Annotated in this window: 17 protein-coding genes; all 17 read right to left on the bottom strand. The window is 32.8% G+C overall.

Going from position 1 to position 17,413, the window contains the following annotated elements:
- Positions 1 to 22: 22 nt before the first annotated feature.
- Positions 23 to 1,183 carry a glycosyltransferase family 4 protein gene (locus ES711_RS04975; protein ID WP_146890850.1) on the bottom strand — a complete coding sequence of 387 codons (1,161 nt, stop codon included), beginning with the start codon at positions 1,181 to 1,183 and terminating at the stop codon, positions 23 to 25.
- Positions 1,184 to 1,207: 24 nt separating this feature from the next.
- On the bottom strand, positions 1,208 to 2,452 hold the full coding sequence (locus ES711_RS04970) for a glycosyltransferase family protein (RefSeq protein ID WP_146890848.1): 1,245 nt from the start codon (positions 2,450 to 2,452) through the stop codon (positions 1,208 to 1,210).
- A gap of 83 nt (positions 2,453 to 2,535) precedes the next feature.
- Positions 2,536 to 3,732, bottom strand: coding sequence for a glycosyltransferase family protein (locus ES711_RS04965; RefSeq protein WP_146890847.1), 1,197 nt, complete (start codon positions 3,730 to 3,732; stop codon positions 2,536 to 2,538).
- 156 nt (positions 3,733 to 3,888) lie between these two features.
- Positions 3,889 to 4,068, bottom strand: a complete 180-nt coding sequence (locus tag ES711_RS04960; protein ID WP_262713414.1) for a glycosyltransferase — start codon at positions 4,066 to 4,068, stop codon at positions 3,889 to 3,891.
- A gap of 42 nt (positions 4,069 to 4,110) precedes the next feature.
- Positions 4,111 to 4,233 (bottom strand): hypothetical protein, encoded by a 123-nt coding sequence (locus ES711_RS16550; RefSeq protein ID WP_262713413.1) that lies wholly within the window; start codon positions 4,231 to 4,233, stop codon positions 4,111 to 4,113.
- A 101-nt stretch (positions 4,234 to 4,334) separates the two neighbouring features.
- Positions 4,335 to 5,528: a glycosyltransferase family protein gene (locus ES711_RS04955; protein WP_146890843.1), complete on the bottom strand. Its 1,194-nt coding sequence runs from the start codon at positions 5,526 to 5,528 to the stop codon at positions 4,335 to 4,337.
- Complete coding sequence (locus ES711_RS04950; protein WP_146890841.1) at positions 5,528 to 6,841, bottom strand: glycosyltransferase family 4 protein; 1,314 nt, start codon at positions 6,839 to 6,841, stop codon at positions 5,528 to 5,530. Before ES711_RS04950 ends, ES711_RS04955 begins: the two co-directional genes overlap by 1 nt.
- Complete coding sequence (locus ES711_RS04945) at positions 6,838 to 7,698, bottom strand: glycosyltransferase family 2 protein (RefSeq protein ID WP_146890839.1); 861 nt, start codon at positions 7,696 to 7,698, stop codon at positions 6,838 to 6,840. The genes ES711_RS04950 and ES711_RS04945 overlap by 4 nt, the downstream gene beginning before the upstream one ends.
- Positions 7,679 to 8,623, bottom strand: coding sequence for a glycosyltransferase family 2 protein (locus ES711_RS04940; RefSeq protein ID WP_146890837.1), 945 nt, complete (start codon positions 8,621 to 8,623; stop codon positions 7,679 to 7,681). Before ES711_RS04940 ends, ES711_RS04945 begins: the two co-directional genes overlap by 20 nt.
- 149 nt (positions 8,624 to 8,772) lie before the next feature.
- Positions 8,773 to 9,879 (bottom strand): acyltransferase family protein, encoded by a 1,107-nt coding sequence (locus ES711_RS04935; protein WP_170245238.1) that lies wholly within the window; start codon positions 9,877 to 9,879, stop codon positions 8,773 to 8,775.
- A gap of 337 nt (positions 9,880 to 10,216) precedes the next feature.
- Positions 10,217 to 11,293 (bottom strand): acyltransferase family protein, encoded by a 1,077-nt coding sequence (locus ES711_RS04930; RefSeq protein ID WP_146890831.1) that lies wholly within the window; start codon positions 11,291 to 11,293, stop codon positions 10,217 to 10,219.
- A 290-nt stretch (positions 11,294 to 11,583) separates the two neighbouring features.
- Complete coding sequence (locus ES711_RS04925) at positions 11,584 to 12,552, bottom strand: glycosyltransferase family 2 protein (protein WP_146890828.1); 969 nt, start codon at positions 12,550 to 12,552, stop codon at positions 11,584 to 11,586.
- Positions 12,549 to 13,490 carry a glycosyltransferase family 2 protein gene (locus ES711_RS04920; protein WP_146890825.1) on the bottom strand — a complete coding sequence of 314 codons (942 nt, stop codon included), beginning with the start codon at positions 13,488 to 13,490 and terminating at the stop codon, positions 12,549 to 12,551. The genes ES711_RS04925 and ES711_RS04920 overlap by 4 nt, the downstream gene beginning before the upstream one ends.
- Entirely contained in the window at positions 13,483 to 14,451 is a 969-nt protein-coding gene (locus ES711_RS04915; RefSeq protein ID WP_146890823.1) for a glycosyltransferase, read from the bottom strand. Before ES711_RS04915 ends, ES711_RS04920 begins: the two co-directional genes overlap by 8 nt.
- A gap of 223 nt (positions 14,452 to 14,674) precedes the next feature.
- A complete protein-coding gene (locus ES711_RS04910; RefSeq protein ID WP_146890821.1) occupies positions 14,675 to 15,610 on the bottom strand; it encodes a glycosyltransferase family 2 protein in 936 nt (311 codons plus the stop codon).
- A gap of 35 nt (positions 15,611 to 15,645) precedes the next feature.
- The gene (locus ES711_RS04905) at positions 15,646 to 16,188 is read right to left on the bottom strand and encodes an acyltransferase (protein WP_146890818.1); all 543 of its coding nucleotides are present in this window, start codon (positions 16,186 to 16,188) and stop codon (positions 15,646 to 15,648) included.
- A gap of 2 nt (positions 16,189 to 16,190) precedes the next feature.
- Positions 16,191 to 17,273, bottom strand: coding sequence for a DegT/DnrJ/EryC1/StrS family aminotransferase (locus ES711_RS04900; RefSeq protein WP_146890815.1), 1,083 nt, complete (start codon positions 17,271 to 17,273; stop codon positions 16,191 to 16,193).
- Positions 17,274 to 17,413: the final 140 nt, after the last annotated feature.

Here is a 17,413-nt window from a genome sequence, read left to right as displayed (position 1 = left end):
TATACTTACAATTATATATTAGCTACAACGCGGATTCTAATGCATTAACAATGTGATTAATTGTAAATTTCTCAGAATGTGCTTTTGCATTCAATCCCATCTCTTTAAGAGTATCCGAATTTAGTTTTTCCAAAATTTTAACTATTTCCTCTAACTGGTCATGTTTAAAGATATAACCATTATAATCTTGAATGACCATATCTTCAGCACCACCTACCTTATCAGTGACAATTACAGGTCTTGAAGACGCCATTGCTTCATTCATGGCCAAACCCCAAGTTTCTCCTGGGCCTTGGGATGGTAAGCATAAAACAGAACCTAAGCGATACACCAATGGCATCATGGTTTGATTTTGAAATGGTAATATCCAAATATTATCTTGAACTAATGCCATTTCGTTTATTTTTTGTTCCATAGGGCCACCACCAATCATCACTAATGCAATAGGGTCTTTCCTTTTTTTATTTGCTTCCAGGACAGCCTTTATTAATAAATCCGGCTGCTTCTTTTTCTCGAATTTACCCGCAAATATTACAGTAATTTGACTTTCAGGTATATTCAATTTTTTCTTCCATTGCAGGGCACGTGTTTCGTAATTACAACTCTTATCATCTGAAAAGTGGCCATTATTGACAGCATGTGGTGCAAGGACTAATTGATTTTCTTTTAGACCATGCTTCAAAAAATAGAATTTATTGGCTTGGCCCACATAAAATGCCTTATCCACGTATCGATAGACTGTTTTAAGAATCAATCTTCTTAAACTAGATTTAAAACTGCCAGTCTCATCCAGTAATGTAGAGTCTCCCCTAAACCAAACAGGAACTTTACCATGAAAATAATGCATCGCTTTTAAGTGACTTTTAAAACTCCAACCAAAAAATAAGACGGCATCTGGACTAAATGCATTTATTTTTGAAATTAAAGTAGGACAGTCCATGCCAAAAAAATGATGTGACCCTGGCTTTTTTGACACATTTTCCACAAACTCATAGGTATATCCATCAAGCAAAGGGATATCCCATTTGATATTCTGTCCAAAGGTTTTGTCTTTTACAGTATCCGCCGCTTGCGACCAGGTGTAAAACACTTTTAAGTCTACATTGCCACGCATTGCCAATAGTTTAAACCATGGTGCATTGTATTGGATGGGGTGCGTACTGATGATGGCTAATTTTTTCATGCTAACGTAACGTCGTTATTATTTTTATTTTCTCAATACTTCATCCATTGCCTCCGCCAAGACTTTGGCTGATTGCCTGCTAGTATACGCATCAATGTGGTTTAAATTGAGATTCCAGTTCACCTCATCTTGTAAATGATTGAGTAAAGGTTTTAATTGGCTTACAATAGCTCCTTTTTTGTCCCCTTCATGAAAAGGCATCAAAAACGCATCTGCGTTAGCTTCCCTAATTACATCAACAGCAGAACTTTCAGCATGTAGCATTGATAATAATGGCCGTTTACTCAACAAACACTGAAAGGTTTTTGAGGCCGTGTAGTGCTTTTCAGTGCTTCCAAAGAGCATCACGCGATCTGCCTTAGATAAGAAATTAAGAATGTGCAAAAACGGAAAACGCTCTCTATGTTCCACAACAATATCTTCTAACCCATAATCTTTTGCATAAGCCGTTATACGTTTTGCTGGATATGGGCCGGTACCTACAAAGTAAAGTCTGATGTTTTTATCCCAATTGCCTTCTAATTTTAGAGCGGCAACAGCTTCAAAAAATGACTGAACGAACAGATGAGAATTGGGCAAAAAGGCACCGGCATAGAGCCACGGTCTACAAGTGGGTTGATCATCCCAGGGCAATTTCAAACCTTCCAATTCAATCTCATGATCTTTGGGGTCAAAACCATAGGGCATCCCCGCATGGATTGGAGGCGTTTTAAAGTTTCTATCAATAACTGGTTGGTAATAAGGCGTCGAAACTCCAGTAATCAAAGCAGCCTTTTTAACCGCATACGGTTCTAAGGTTCTTGCCACTGCCTGACTTAGTTTGGCTCTTACATCACTTTGATTAGTAATATCTCTTACCCATGGATCTATATAATCTATGCCATAAGGTATGCCCGTTTTGTCGTGGATGATCCGTCCTAATAGTGCCGTATAAAATGAAGGAATCGGTATCCAAATAAAGTCTATTTGTCGCTCCTTACATAAACGCAGAGCTTCCTTTTTTAAAAAAGGAAACGCGCGCAAACCGATATCTCCAATCAATCTTGGTTTCGTCACGTTATAGGCTTTAGTGTAGATCACCTCGATATCATCAGAAACGGTTTTTTCCATAAGCGGATCAGGTGTTTCCTCATAATATTTTGAATCGACAGTAAGTAATAATGGATGCCACCCAAACTGCTTTAAATAGTTGCCTATCAAACGCGGTCGTTGCACACCAGCCATATTTGCCGGTACCCAGTGTGGATATATAATCAATACAGTTTGCATGTAATTTTAAGTATTAAGCGCTAACTGAAACTCGTAGCATGCATTTGAAAGTTCTGCACTAAATAAAGAACTTGTAGTGAGATTTAAGTCAGTAATTGCTTTAATTTAAGTTGTTCAGTTTCCCACGCAAATAATTTCGCTTTTTGCCACCTCTGTATTTTGGTAGCTATAGCAATTTCATTCTCATCTAATTCAATTAAGGCTTCTTTCAAAGTTTTGTCAATAATAACACCAGATTTATAATGTAATGAATTCATAAACTGCGTTTGCCCAAAGGTATCTGTTGCTAAAATATATAAGCCTGCTTGGGCATACGCCAAAAACTTATTAGTAAGACAAATGTCTCTGTTAAGATCAGCATTCACATTTTCAAGGGCAAGACCTACATCCATGTGACTCAGAAATTCGTGCAACTCTTCTTGTTTCATGATGTCGTGCACAATTACATTAGTGTTTAAAATAAAAGTATCTAAATAGTCTTGGTTTTTATTGCCAATAAGATGAAATTCAATATGCTTAAGGCTATTAGCAGCTTCAAATACCTGTTCCAAACCGCGATTAGGACCAATATGTTGTGAAAACCAGACCGCTTTTATAGTGTCTGATGTGTAATCTTTTGGTTGCAAAAAATCATCAGCCTTAAATGCATTTATAATGGTTTCTTGTTTAGTTTCAGTCGGAACATTAAAGTGTTTTGCACATTCCAATTGGATGCCTTTTGAGGCGTAAGTAATGCTCTCTGCTCTTATAAAGCCGTGTGCCATTAGCTCCATCCTGTTTTGCTTTTCAATCTTTTTATTAAAATATAAGGCTTCCCCTGGGTAAAAATCTTCAATATCTAATTGTAAGGCACTGCTTTTTTTGTCTGAAAACTTAACTGCAGCATAAAAGGCTCCCAAATTGTGTGCAATGACACGAGAAAATTTTGTTTTTTTATCTAAAGTTTTTGCTTTAAACCATAATTGCAAGGCTTTATCATTGTTGGCAAAAGCGCAAACTTTAAAGCTTTTTGGAAAAGTACTATTAATACTAATGCTGACTTTATGTATAATTTTGCAAATAATGGTTGTGATGATGGCGCTCTTTCTGTCTATCTCAATAAAATTAACCTCGGGGTTATTCGATTTAATAGTTTCGGAAAGTTCCATACTCCAATCCTGATGCTTAAAGCACAAAACATGACATGAGAATTCATTTTTAAGCACCTCGAACTCCTTTACTAATCTTGGGTTTGAAGCGAGACTTGAAGTAGTTATAAATAGAAGTTGTGTATGATTCAAAAGTTATATTTATAAATTATCAAGAAGTTTTTGAACCTCTACCTCTATAAGTTCAGCAATATAGCTCATAGAAACCGGAAGTTGGATGTTTTTTCCTAGTTCATTGATAAGTTTTGGATTGTTTAATATTTTTTGTAAATGCATCAATAAATCTTCCTAATTGCCATTTTCGAAAAGCAATCCATTGATATTAGGTTCGATCATATCTTTCATTGCAAGATAATCTGATGCAATAACCGGAATGTGTCTAGTCGCTGCCTCTAAAATTACAAGAGGCGCTACCTCAGCTACTGATGGCAAAATTAAAACATCCATCTGGTCTAAATAAACAGCCACCTCTTTCTGGGAAAATCCTTAGTTCCATTGGACTGAACTTTCCTAATTTGCCCAATTTTTAAAAGTATTGTAATAATCGTCTTCACCTCCGGAAGGATTTGTAATAATATGTAATTTATCGGTCAAATGCTGTTCACTATTAATAATACCCTGAATTAATATCATTTTTAACATGTGCGCTTCAAATGTTTATAAATATTGTCTTTTATTAGGCTCTTATGACTTCCATGTAAAGGCAAAGAGTTCATATACTCCTGATGACAATTTCATGAAACTACTTCCTTTAATTTGAGTTGTTCGTAATCCCAAGAAAAGAACTTGGCATTCTTCCATCTTCCAATTTTAGAATTGGTGCTTAATAGGTCGTTGTCCAAATTCTGCAATGCGTTTTCCAAAGATGATGTCATAATTAAACCAGCATTATAATCTAAGGATTTAAGAAAATCGCATTGTCCAAAGGTATCGGTTGCTAATATATAGAGACCGCCTTGGGCGTAGGTAATGATTTTATTTGATAATGCAATTAAATTATTCAAATCTTTCCCAGGTTCTAAAGCTAAACCCACATCCATTTTTGCCAAGAATATGTGCAATTCTGATTGTTGCATTATATCATGAAAAATAATATTGTCGCTAATTGTTATAATCTTTAAAAATTCTGGATTTTGATTCCCGACGAGATGAAATTCTATATGACTCAAACTCTTTGCTGCCTCAAAAATTTGTTCAAGACCACGATTCGGACCAATATTCTGGGAAAACCAAACACATTTCAAGGGATGTAATGTTGTCGATTTTGGTTCTGAAAAGTCATTCGCTTTAAAGGTATTGATGATGGTCAATTGTTTTGTATGGTTACGAACTTTAAAATATTTCTCACACTCTAGTTCGATACCTTTAGAAGCATAAGTGATGCTTTCTGCTCTTAAAAAACTGTATGCCATTAGCTCCATCCTGTTTTGCTTTTCAATCTTTTTATTAAAATATAAGGCTTCCCCTGGGTAATAATCTTCAATATCTAATTGTAAGGCACTACTTTTTTTCTCTGAAAATTTAACTGCAGCATAAAAGGCTCCCAAATTGTGTGCAATGACACGAGAAAATTTTGTTTTTTTATCTAAAGTTTTTGCCTTAATCCATAATTGCAAGGCTTCATCATTGTTGGCAAAAGCGCAAACTTTAAAGCTTTTTGGAAAAGTACTATTAATACTAATGCTGACTTTATGTATTATTTTGCAAATGATGGTTATGATGATGGCGCTCTTTCTGTCTATCTCAATAAAATTAACCTCTGGGTTATTCGATTTAATAGTTTCTGAAAGTTCCAAACTCCAATCCTGATGCCTAAAACACAAAACATGACATGAGAATTCATTTTTAAGCGCCTCGAACTCCTTTACTAATCTTGGGTTTGAAGCAAGACTGGAAGTAGTTATAAAAATAATATTCGTTTGATTCATTAAAATAGAGAGGGCCTAAATATTTTTAAAATTTCAAGTTCTATAATTTCGGCAACCTCATCCATGGTTGCTGGGACATTAACATTATCACTTAATTGATCAATAAGTTTTGGGTTAACAATTAATTTTTTTATCTGATCCAGTAAAGCCTCCCAATCACCATTTTCAAACAGCAAACCATTCTTCATATTCAATATCACATCTATCATGGCAATATAATTCGATGAAATTACAGGAATTTTTCTAGTCGCAGCTTCTAGAATTACCAATGGTGCTACTTCATTTGAGATCGAAGGTAATATCAGTACACTCATAGAGTTTAAATAATCTGCAACTTGTTCTTGTGAAAATCCTTCATTCCATACAACACTCGACTTTTGATTTGCCCAAATTTTATGAGCACTGAAGTAATCGTTTTCATTCCCAGAAGGATTTGTTATAATATGGAGTTTGTGATTTCCACCATCCAATTCATCCCACGCTTGCTTCAACAAATGAAATCCCTTTGAAGGATGCATCCTACCCACGAATACAAAATTAATTTCTTTAGAACATGGCTTATTAACATTTTTTTCGCTTTGAAAAAAAACAGAACTTATGCCTTGAGGAATAAGTATACTATTATTAATTGAATTAGATACAAAAGCCTTTTGTATCCACGGTGCAATAGCGAAAATTATGTCGGCATAATTGGAAATACGGTCCAACTCGCTCTTTCTGTGACTTGCTTGTTGCCACGTGGGAGGTATAATATTAGATAATGGGTGTACTTCAGCTACCATACTGATTCCTGCACCCATTACTTTAGACACCGCTAGATTATAGCCTTTACTGTACAGTAAACAACTCATGCATCGGTTCACCTCAACATGTCCATCACAATTTTCCCTATCAAATAAACGCATATTCCCTTTAATACAGAACAAACTACCTAAGTGAGGCGTATACAACGTTTTATAACCCAAATGTTTAATTCGCTTTAAGTGAAATCCGTTAATTGCTCTACCAAAAGAATGAAAATGCACCACATCTGGTTTTATTTCATTTACGCGATCAAGGAAATCTTTTATACCTTTTGGAGGCATCAGTCCATTTAACTCTTTTACGTCTGGTTTTTTGGGAATTGGAAATGTGTGAACGGGGAAACCCTCGTAAATGTAATCCTTTTGATTACTGGTAGTGGCAATTAAAACCGCTACCGGCCAATTTCTAGCGCTAAAATATTTGCACAGGTTAAGCACATAAACTTCTGTGCCAGCACGATGATCTGGGAAAAAGGATTCAAGTACAAAAAGGAGTTTATATTGCGTCATCTTTTCAAAAGATGTTTAATGATTGAGAATCCTAATTTAATTTTCCCTTTTTTTATGATTTGATAAAGACCTATCTTAACTATTTTTTTTCGCATAATTGAGTATGCTTTGTCCCTATCATTATCATTCAAAGGACACTTTGAATCATACAAGGCAAGAACTCCATTTTTATAAGCTTCAATCGCGTAAATTTCAATTTTTTCAGACTGATTTAATACTTGTTCACCGTGGATACGGTAAAAAAAGAAACTTGGTTGAACTCTTACCACGTCATACAAGGCCGCTAACTTTAACATTAACTCCGTATCAGCTGTGGCATGAGTTCCTGAATAGCCCTTAACAGCATCAAACGCATCTTTACGAAACATGGTCCCAGTGGGGCCAATGGTCAATAAGGCATCATTAAAAAAATAGGTCTTATAAGCGTCTTCCGATCTAACTAATTTGGGATATTTAAATTCTGTAGGATGTGTATCTTGTGACGCAATAGCAATGGCAGCACTTGGATATAATTCCAATCCCTCTACTAAAATATCTAATCCAAAAGCATAAATTAAGTCATCGGAATCTAAATATTTAATGTATTTGCCATTTGCCAAGGAAGCTGCTTTATTTCGGTTAGCAAATTGTCCTAGATTGTGATCATTTTTAAAATATTTTATACGCTTATCATCAAGATATTTATGCACTAGCTCTGTTGTAGCATCAGTAGAGCAATCATCGGTAATAATTAATTCCCAATGCACATATAAAGACTTTTGAACACTTTCAATGGCCTCTTCAATATATTGACCTCTATTATAAGTGGTCATTAAAATGCTTACAAGAGGGGTTTGTTTATAAGTTTGATTTTCCAATTGGGACTTCTTTGGTTAATTGATAATATTTCTTAGTAATTCCCTTTTCACCATTTAGCCAATACGTTATGGCAAATAGAGACTCTGCCATCTTATTTGCAGTAATTAGGCGTACATTATAAAGTAGCCAATTAAATTTATTGACCTTTGTCTTTTTTAAAACTCGATAAAATGGAATTAAATCTGACTTTTTGAGTGCAGGGTAGGCTTTTAATCCATAAACTCTAAAGTGATTCGTTATTTCAATAAAATGTCGTTTGTAACGGTATATATAATTTTCGTGATGGTAATGAAAGACACTTGCTTGCGGTGCGTAACCTAAATGAAATCCTTTATGATACATTTGCCACGCCCAATGAATGTCTTCAGAATAATTCGTAATAGGGAAAGGAATTTGTTGAAGCATATCTTTACGATATGCAGCAGTAACATTATCCCAGCCACAATTATTTTTTCGTTCAACAGGGCTCATTTGGACTAATTCAGCTTTAGAAAAGCTAACCTTTCGAAATTGAGGATCACTAAAAGTTTCTGTCCAGGCCCCTGGATTATTTTGGTTATCATGAGCAATCATTTGTCGACCACAAACTCCAGCGATGGATGCATCTTCAAATGGAGTTATCAGACTTTCCAACCATTTAGAATCAGACGCCATCGCGTCCTGCACCGTCATCACAATAATTTCCCCATTTGCTAAAGAAACGCCAAAATTCCGAGTAGCACCATGGTTAAAGTTGTTGGGATCTATTTGGTAAAGACGGACATCGTAATTTTTTAAAACCTCTAAAGTTCCATCAGTACTACCACTATCTATAATAATAACTTCAGCTTCTTTTATTATTGTTTGACTAAAAATAGCATTTAAGCAACGTTCAATAGTAGAAATACCATTTTTAACAGGAATTACAATTGATATGGTTATCATTTATACAAAATTAAGTTTGGGAGTTGTAAAAATTAAATTAATAACCATTTTATCCCTCGAATTATGGGTCATATAAATTAAATTATTAAAAAAATCTTTATGTGTAAAAGAGGTTTTTTGAAATTGATAATTTCTATTATGATTTCAACTTATGTATATCTCTTGAACCATCTATTAATAGGTTTATCAATTTTGTTTGAAAACAAAATACTTAATAAAATCAAGCTAACAATTATGATAATTGGCAATAAAATAGATAATGGCATAATAGCAGAACCGAAGCTAAAAATTAATAACACGCCAATATTTTCATGTATGAGATAAAGAAAATAGGATGACTTTCCAATACTGGTTATAGTTGAATTCTCTAAAAATTTTAAATTATTTGGGTAATATATAAACATAATAAATGCAATAATCATCATTGCATAAATAATCCTAATTGGCAGTCTAATTCCGGAATAAATGGTAAATAATATTAAAAATAGCAAACTAATTTGAATGCATAGAGGACTAGTTTTTTCTCTCTTTTTATTTTTATATAGTTCATAAAACAAAATGCCCAAACAAAATAAATGTAAATATTGTATAAGATTAAATCCATTTGTTACCCATTGCCTATACCATAATATAAAATTATGAGGAACGTCAATATTGAAGGTATTAGTGCCTTGGGTATGTTGAATAAAATAATTTAAGAAAAATAAAATAAATGATACCAATAAAAAATTCCATAAAAATTTCTCCTTTTTGACGAAATATAGTAAACTTGAAAATGCATAAAATTGAATTTCAGGCCATAAGCTCCAATATGAACCATTTACATACGAAACATCAGAATTAAAAATCACATTGAATAGATCTGGATTAATAAATGTTAGACTAAATACTAAATTTGTCAATGAGCGGCTATCAGGGAACAGATTATTTATGTCAAAAAAATAAACAATTAGAAAAGTTAAAATGGATGCAGCTACCATTGACGGAAGTAATCTTATTACCCTTTTCTTCCAAAATGATATAAATTTATCCGTTTTTTCAAGAGTAAAAAAAATAACAAATCCACTGATTATAAAAAAAAATTGCACACCCAGATGACCATAGCTAAAATAATTAAATTGGTCATCATATGGATATAAGGATCTTTGGCTATTTGGTGGTGTCCACCGAGAAAAAAAATGATATAGAATAACAATAAGAATTGCTATTGATCTAAAACCATCTAAAATAGATATTCTCGTTTTTTCAGCCGTCATAATTTTGGTATACATCAGTAACAACATAGAATTATGTTACTTTAATTCATTAAAATAATTTTCTTAACTGAAAATAAAAACTATGTTTAATAAATTTATTTTGAATCTATATCTAATATCGAAGCTTGTTAAAACCCGTATCTATTTAGTTATGGTTTAATTAAAATTTTTAATTTTTTAGGTACTAAAACATACTCATTTTAATAACTTCATTTATTTTCCATGTAAAGGATTAGTTTGATATTATAATAAAATTAAGTACACTGATATAGAACTGAACATCACATAACGGAATTATTAGTTAAATATTTTAAATTTAGTTTACTAAAATATCAAATTATTCAAATTTTTTCTTAAGATTTAAAAAGGGCGTCTCAATCCATTTGAATGAAAAATGTGCTATAATTATAGTTAATGTAGTAAATAATAAAAAACTAAAAAGTTCATGTGGGATAATTAAATCTTGCCCAGTCAGTTTGTGATAAAACACTGCGCATATAGCTGGCAATGGTAAATGAAAAAGGTAAATTCCATAACTTATTTTACCGATATGCATTAAAATTTTGTTTTGGGTAATATACTTTAAGTTTAATTGCCAACCATAAGTGCTAGTAATAACATAAGCTACCATGGTAATGGCTAACATAAATTCTAAAATAAGAGGGCCGACGCCTCCTAATTTGTAAGAGTAGATTAAAGTAATAATAAAAATAGGCGTTAAAACAATAGTTATAAGTGTTCGGTTGGATCGTATTTTATCGAAAATAATATTATGTGGCTTACAAATATGAAAATATGCAAAAAGCGCACCGATTCCTAAGGTGTGAAAATTCGCGAAAGTTAAAGATCGAAATAAAGGAACATCTTGGAAAATTGTAATAAGTGAAAGTGACATAAAAATAATAAAACCGAATAAGTACGGGAGCCATCGTTTTGATAAGAACAGGATCACAAAGGGCCAGACCATGTAGAATTGTTCTTCAACGCCTAAAGACCATAGATGACTGAACATACTATTAAAATTCCCTAACTTAAAGAAGTAAATATTCTGGAAATAGGTAAAAAAATAGAAATTATAATCATCATTCCACATTTGAAGATTTCCCCAATGTTTAGCGAAATAAAAGAAGAAAATGAATAAATAATAAACAGGAAATAGTCGGAGAGCTCGACGCATATAAAAATTCTTTAATAACGTTTTATTACTTTTATCTGTCATGAACCTCGCTTTAAGTAATATTGAAGTTATCAAAAAACCTGATATCGTAAAAAATAAGTCTACGCCATACCACAGGTATGGGATATAAAAGAAACTATCTTCAGGAATAAAATGAGCCATTAACACCATCAACACGGCTATAGCTCTAAGCGTTTCTAATTCAGGATAAAATTTTTTAGCTTCTATTTGCTTCATTATTAGTAGGTCTACTATTTTAATATTACTCGATTGACCTATTTTTAATTTAAGGCCAGTTTAAAATATAAATTGCTGTTATTCATTTTACTCTAAAACTAGTACTTAGATAAAACTTTTAGTAACGTGAAGTATATTGTAATAATTAGTTTAAGGATTAAACTTTAGTTTTAAACTACAGAGCGCATATAAAATACTTACATATAAATGCAAAAATCGAAATTTATATTTTTTCATAAAACACAAGAAACAGATTGCAAATTCTAATTACTGCATAAAAAATAAAGTTGTTAATTAATAGTATTTCTAAATAACCAACCTTTTATAAATGGGATTGAATTTAATACTCGATGATTTGAAATACATAAATACAGTTTTATAAATGACATTTTGTTTTTTGGCATAAGATTTCGTTCTTTAATCCAATTCATAAAATCGTCATGAACATTTTTAAATTTCACAATTCTACTTAATAAAAACGTGCCGTAAAGATTTTTAATCCCTTCTTGAAGAGCAATCTTATGCTCAACTGTTTTCATCTGAGGATAAAGATTTTTAAAAAAAGTAATTCTTCCTAAAATTGAATTTTTCCAGAATGCAATTTCTTGCTCAGGCGTTTTGGGCAAAACGCGATAAAAGAAATCTGGAGAAGTCTCTACTACTTCAAAATTCAGTCCTGACATAAGCGCTCGAATATGTAGCTCAGGATCTTCCATTATCATATAGTCTTCTCTAAACCCTCCAATTAATTGAAAACTAACCGTTTTCCAAATAGGTCCACTGATACACCATGGTGGCATGTCCTTAATAAATGATATGAGGTACTGCTTTTTATCCTTATATATGTTCCCGAAAACTTCATGATCCTTAATTTTTGTTGTAAATGTTGCCTGTGCAAAAACTGCAAAGTCAAATTTCGGATGCTGTTTTATAAACTCAACTCTTTTTTCTAAACAAGTGTGACTAATAATATCATCTGAATCTAAAAATATTAGATACTCTCCTTTGGCAAATTCAGTTCCAATATTTCGACAATGTGAAGGTCCTTTTGGTAAACTTTCCCGGTGATGTAATTGAACTCGAGGATCCGTCAACGCTAAATCTCTTATAAACGCATCTCCTCCATCGGTAGAACCATCATCTACTACAATCCATTCCCAGTTTTCATAACTTTGGTTTTGAATAGAAGCCCAAGTTTCAGGTACTAAATCTGAACGATTAAAAAGCGGGGTAATAATGCTAACGATAGATTTCATCATAAAAAAGCTGCTTGATGCTTACTGTTTTCTCTAGCCTTCTTAATTTCTTGAAATTTAGTAATTGTATTCCAAAATGCTTTATGGCGGGTTTTAAACCGTTTGAATTTTCTAAACAATAATTGTCCCGTCAATTCATCCATGCTCTTCTTGATAAATGCCAACCATGCACTTCGATACCGGTTATTTATATCGGCTAAAGGTACGAGGTTGAAAATTACGTTACGTACAGGATGAAACTCAATTTTTTCCCAAGAGAAAATAGAATCGTGGGTAATAACTGCATTAGGAACAATCCCAATTTTAAATCCCCAATATTTCACTCTGTTTATATAATCTTCATCTTCGCCATAATGTGCAAATAATGGGTTGAAACCGCCTACTTTCTCTAAACACTTTTTAGAAATCAACCAAGCCGCAGCATTAACAAAATTTGAGGTATATAATGGCTTTATGCTTTGCATATACAAGTCTGATAAAAAACCTGGCGTATTCTCTGGACCCGCATATTCAGCAAATTTGGTTTCTAATTCTTTTTCGGTTCCATTTAAGTGTACAGGACTCAAAACACCATAATCATTATTATTGCGATGAATATTGATAAGTAATTCAATTGAATCACGTCTGACCCATGCATCCTGATTGAGTAAAAACACGTAATCAACATTGTCCTTTAAGGCTTTTGTTAGACCTATGTTATTGCCTTTTCCGAAACCCAAGTTTATTTTAGATCTTATAAGGTGGACCTCTGGAAAATTTTCTCCAATATGTTTTGCGCTATCATCGGTAGAAAGGTTATCAATGACAATGACATGGGTTGGGATAGATGATTCTCGTAAACTTTTAAGACATTGATCAATCCATTGCATCCCATTATAAGTTACAATAATAGTATAAACCAGCGGCGTTTTTGGTGGGGTAAGTAATGTAGAACTATTCATTCACAATAAATTCAATTTGATTTGCTAACGATTCCTTCATTTTATCATAAGTATATTGGTTGGCTGTTTCCAGTGCATGTTGTCTCATGGTTCCTAATTGAGATTTATACTGATCAGGTTGATCTAAGATGTCATAAATTTTTTCGACCAATGCATAAGGTTCATTATTGCCAAAAACAAAAGCATTTATGTTATCCAGTAAAAAATCTTTTGGGCCAAAACCTTCATAACAAAAAACAATGCACCCTCGTGCCATCGCTTCTACTACGGAAGTATTTAGAGCCTCAAAGGTATTAAGTGAGATGAAAAATGTAGCCTGATCAAAAGTAGCTGAAACCTCCTGATGAGAAAGCCCCTCCAAAAGTTGAATACGCCAATCCACACCCAAGGCTTTTTTTATTTTATTGTTACCTAGCTTCCTGCGGAGCAGTCCATTTACAATAGAAAAATCAATTTGATTAAACTTAGGATACATTACAATGGTTTTCTTTCGGTGTAATGGGATGGGTTTGTTAAAAAAATAATCCGCCACCATGGGCGGAACCAAAAAAGATGGCAATCCAATAAATTTTTCTACAATAGGTAACATATGCGGCATAATTACCATAGCAGATGAAAAGCCTAATTTTTTATGGGTTACATGTAAAGGTAATGCTTCAAAGATCCAACCTGTAGCTTGAATAAAAAGAATTTTTCTGGCTTTACATTGCAACACAAAACTCTCATGTGCCATAACTTCTGGTACAACTAAACTATCCGATGAAGAAATTTCATAGTTGCTAATGGCATCTCTATATTTAGTAGGTACTTTGAGCTCAAGCCATGGTAATATAAATCCCTGTTTTTGATGCAAAACAAAAGCACTTTGTCCTGATTCATTTAATGCCTTTACGTGATGATAAATGACGCCAATGCCCCAACTCGGTTTAATATTGTCTGGAACGTAATAGTAAATGCTCATGGTAAATAAAAATTTTTAACTCTACAATTTTCATATTTGAAATTCTACTTTGATAAATTTTTTAAAATGAATATCTAGAATTATTTCTTGATAAAAGAACCTTAAAAGAATAGAGAAAACTTATTTTTTATTAATAAATAATCAAGAACTATGAATAAAATATTTACTGCTTCAATTTTGAATGTGAATTTATTATTCTATTAAATGTTCTAAATTCTAATGACTATATTAATCGCCATCCAAGACGTGAAAATACTGAATGTGGAGTATTAGCAATAAGCATGAATGTCTGAAATTTTAATTTATTTGATCCTATTGCAGGAAGAACTTGCTTTAATATATCAGTCCTTTCTCGGATGTCTTTTGTTTGGTATAAAACCTGCCATAATTCCTTCTTTAGTTGCTCTCTCCTTTCCACACTTATATTTATTGAATTTTGAGTAATGAATTTTGAAATCGTTAACAATACAGTTTTTGATTGATTATTACTTGAAATGAGGGAAAATGCACCACTATCATGCTCTCGATAAGCACATGTTATATCGCTAAGGATAATACCCTTTCCAAATTGTAATAAGCGCAATGTTAAAGGCCAATCACCCAGTAAATAATTATGTAACGCCTCTAAATTAATCATGCTTAAAACCTTGGTCTTGAAACACAACGTAAGGGTAGCGAATTGATTACTCATTAAATGCTGCTCAAATGATTTTTGACTATTGGTATCACCTGAACTTATTTCTCTTACAACTTCATTATTGTTTATGACATGAAAACCTGTTCCACATAGCACGTAATCTTGGTGAAATTCTAAAAAATCTACTTGTTTTTGCAGCTTGAGAGGATCAAACCAATAATCATCTCCTTCACAAAGTGCAGTATATTTACCTTTAGATTGTTCTAAAGCCCAATAAAAATTATTAATCATCCCTTTATTTTTATGATGATTGTAATATCTTATTGTGATATGATTAGGTAAGCAGGTGTCCTTCAATAATTTGTCAATAACCTTGTGGGTGCTATCTGTTGATTTGTCATTTGCAATTATTAATTCAACTTCAAAATTGCATTTTTGCATTAGAACACCATGTATGGATTGTTCTATATACTTTTCATGATTATAAGTTATCATGACTACACTCACTATGGGTTTACTCATATTGAGCAGATGTTAATGTTCATTTCGCCTAAATTTTAAATAGTCTTATAGAGATTGAGAATATTTTTATTTCTCGGCTTAATATACTTTGCGGGACACCCAGCATATAAACTCCAGGCCTTCGTGCTTTCTTTAACTAATGACATTGCACCAATGACGGTTCCTTCTGCCAATTCAAGATTCGGAAGTATAATGCAATTGGCGCCAACTTGAGAAAATCTCCCTATCTTTACTTCGCCACCGGACACATTGGTAAGGTTACTTGGAACCATTGGACTAATCATCGATTGTCCAGAAAAATCATCTGATGCACTAAAAACAGTACACCTCGGAGACAGTCCAGAGAAATCTTCCATCGTTATACCCAATTTACCATATAAGGCATTGTAGGCACTTAAATGAATGTAATTACCGAGAGAAATAGTGCCTGAAAGTAAACAAAAATCATCTATCCTAACATTCGAACCTATGCTAATTAGCTCAGGATTATAAAATGCTGCTTTATCAGAAATGAGTATGTTCTCACCAATACTTTTGAAACCAATAGAATTGATACTTTGCCTATCTAAAAAAGCCATAATTATTTATAATTTAAAACTCTTTGTATAATTCTGCAAATCAAATCCACTTCAGTCGTTGACAGGTCATAATACAGAGGGAGACAAAGAATTCTTGAGGCAATATCGTCACTCACAGGAGTGGATTGCTTTGTAACATAATTCAATGTGCTTAATGAAGGATAAAAATATTTTCTTGCATAAATTTCCTCTTTTATAAGAGCTTCAAATACTTGAGTTGCAACTGCCGAAGATTCAAATACCACGGGATAATAAGCGTAATTGTAATCAGTAAACTTTGGAATTTCAGGTCTATATACGTTGTGCTTCAGCAACCAGTAGTCATATTGATCACTGCAAAGTTTTCGTCGCTCTATAATTTTATCAACATATGGAAGATTGACCACTCCCATTGCCGCATGAAATTCTGAATTTTTACCATTAATTCCCACTCCATTGTATTTGTCCAAACCATCATGACCAAAATTTCTCAAATAAGCCAATTTTTTAAGAATATCTGGAGAATTCGTAATGACTGCACCACCTTCAATAGTGTGGAATAATTTTGTCGCATGTGTACTCAAAGTACTAATATCTCCATACGCTAAAAGTGATTGTTTTTTATAAGTGGTTCCAAATGCGTGAGCCCCATCATATATAACAAACAAATTATGCTTTTTAGCTATTACTTCTATAGCTTCAACATTACAAGGGAGTCCAAATACATGGGTAGCCATAATCGCTGAAGTTTTATCAGTGATTAAAGCTTCTATTTTGGAAGGATCTATTGTTAATTGTTTAGTCTCAATATCTGCGAAAATTGGAATACAATTTTCCCATACAATAGCGCTAGTTGTGGCTACATACGAAAAAGGAGTTGTAATTATTTCGCCTTTTAAATCTAATGCCTTTATGGCCATTTGAAGCGCAATTGTACCATTTCCAGTAAACAATAAATGGTCAAGTTTTAAATAATCTTTTAAGCTGAGCTCCAATTCATTGAGCAAAGGGCCATTGTTAGTAAGCCAATTGCGCTTCCATACTTGGTCAATCAATGCATCATACTCACTCTTTGGAGGTAAAAATGGTTGAGTTACTAATATCATATATTATATCTTATTGGTCTTGTAATAAATTGCACCTTTAGTATGAGTTATAAAACTCTGTAAATATATTTAATACTTTTTGAAACCATAAATTAAGAAAACCAAATAATCTTCTTTATATGTTAAGTTCCAATCTATTC

It is taken from the genome of Gelidibacter salicanalis (genome assembly GCF_007997285.1).
Lineage (GTDB): Bacteria > Bacteroidota > Bacteroidia > Flavobacteriales > Flavobacteriaceae > Gelidibacter > Gelidibacter salicanalis.
Note: the sequence above shows the minus strand (reverse complement) of the source record. Positions and strands in the feature narration are given on the sequence as shown.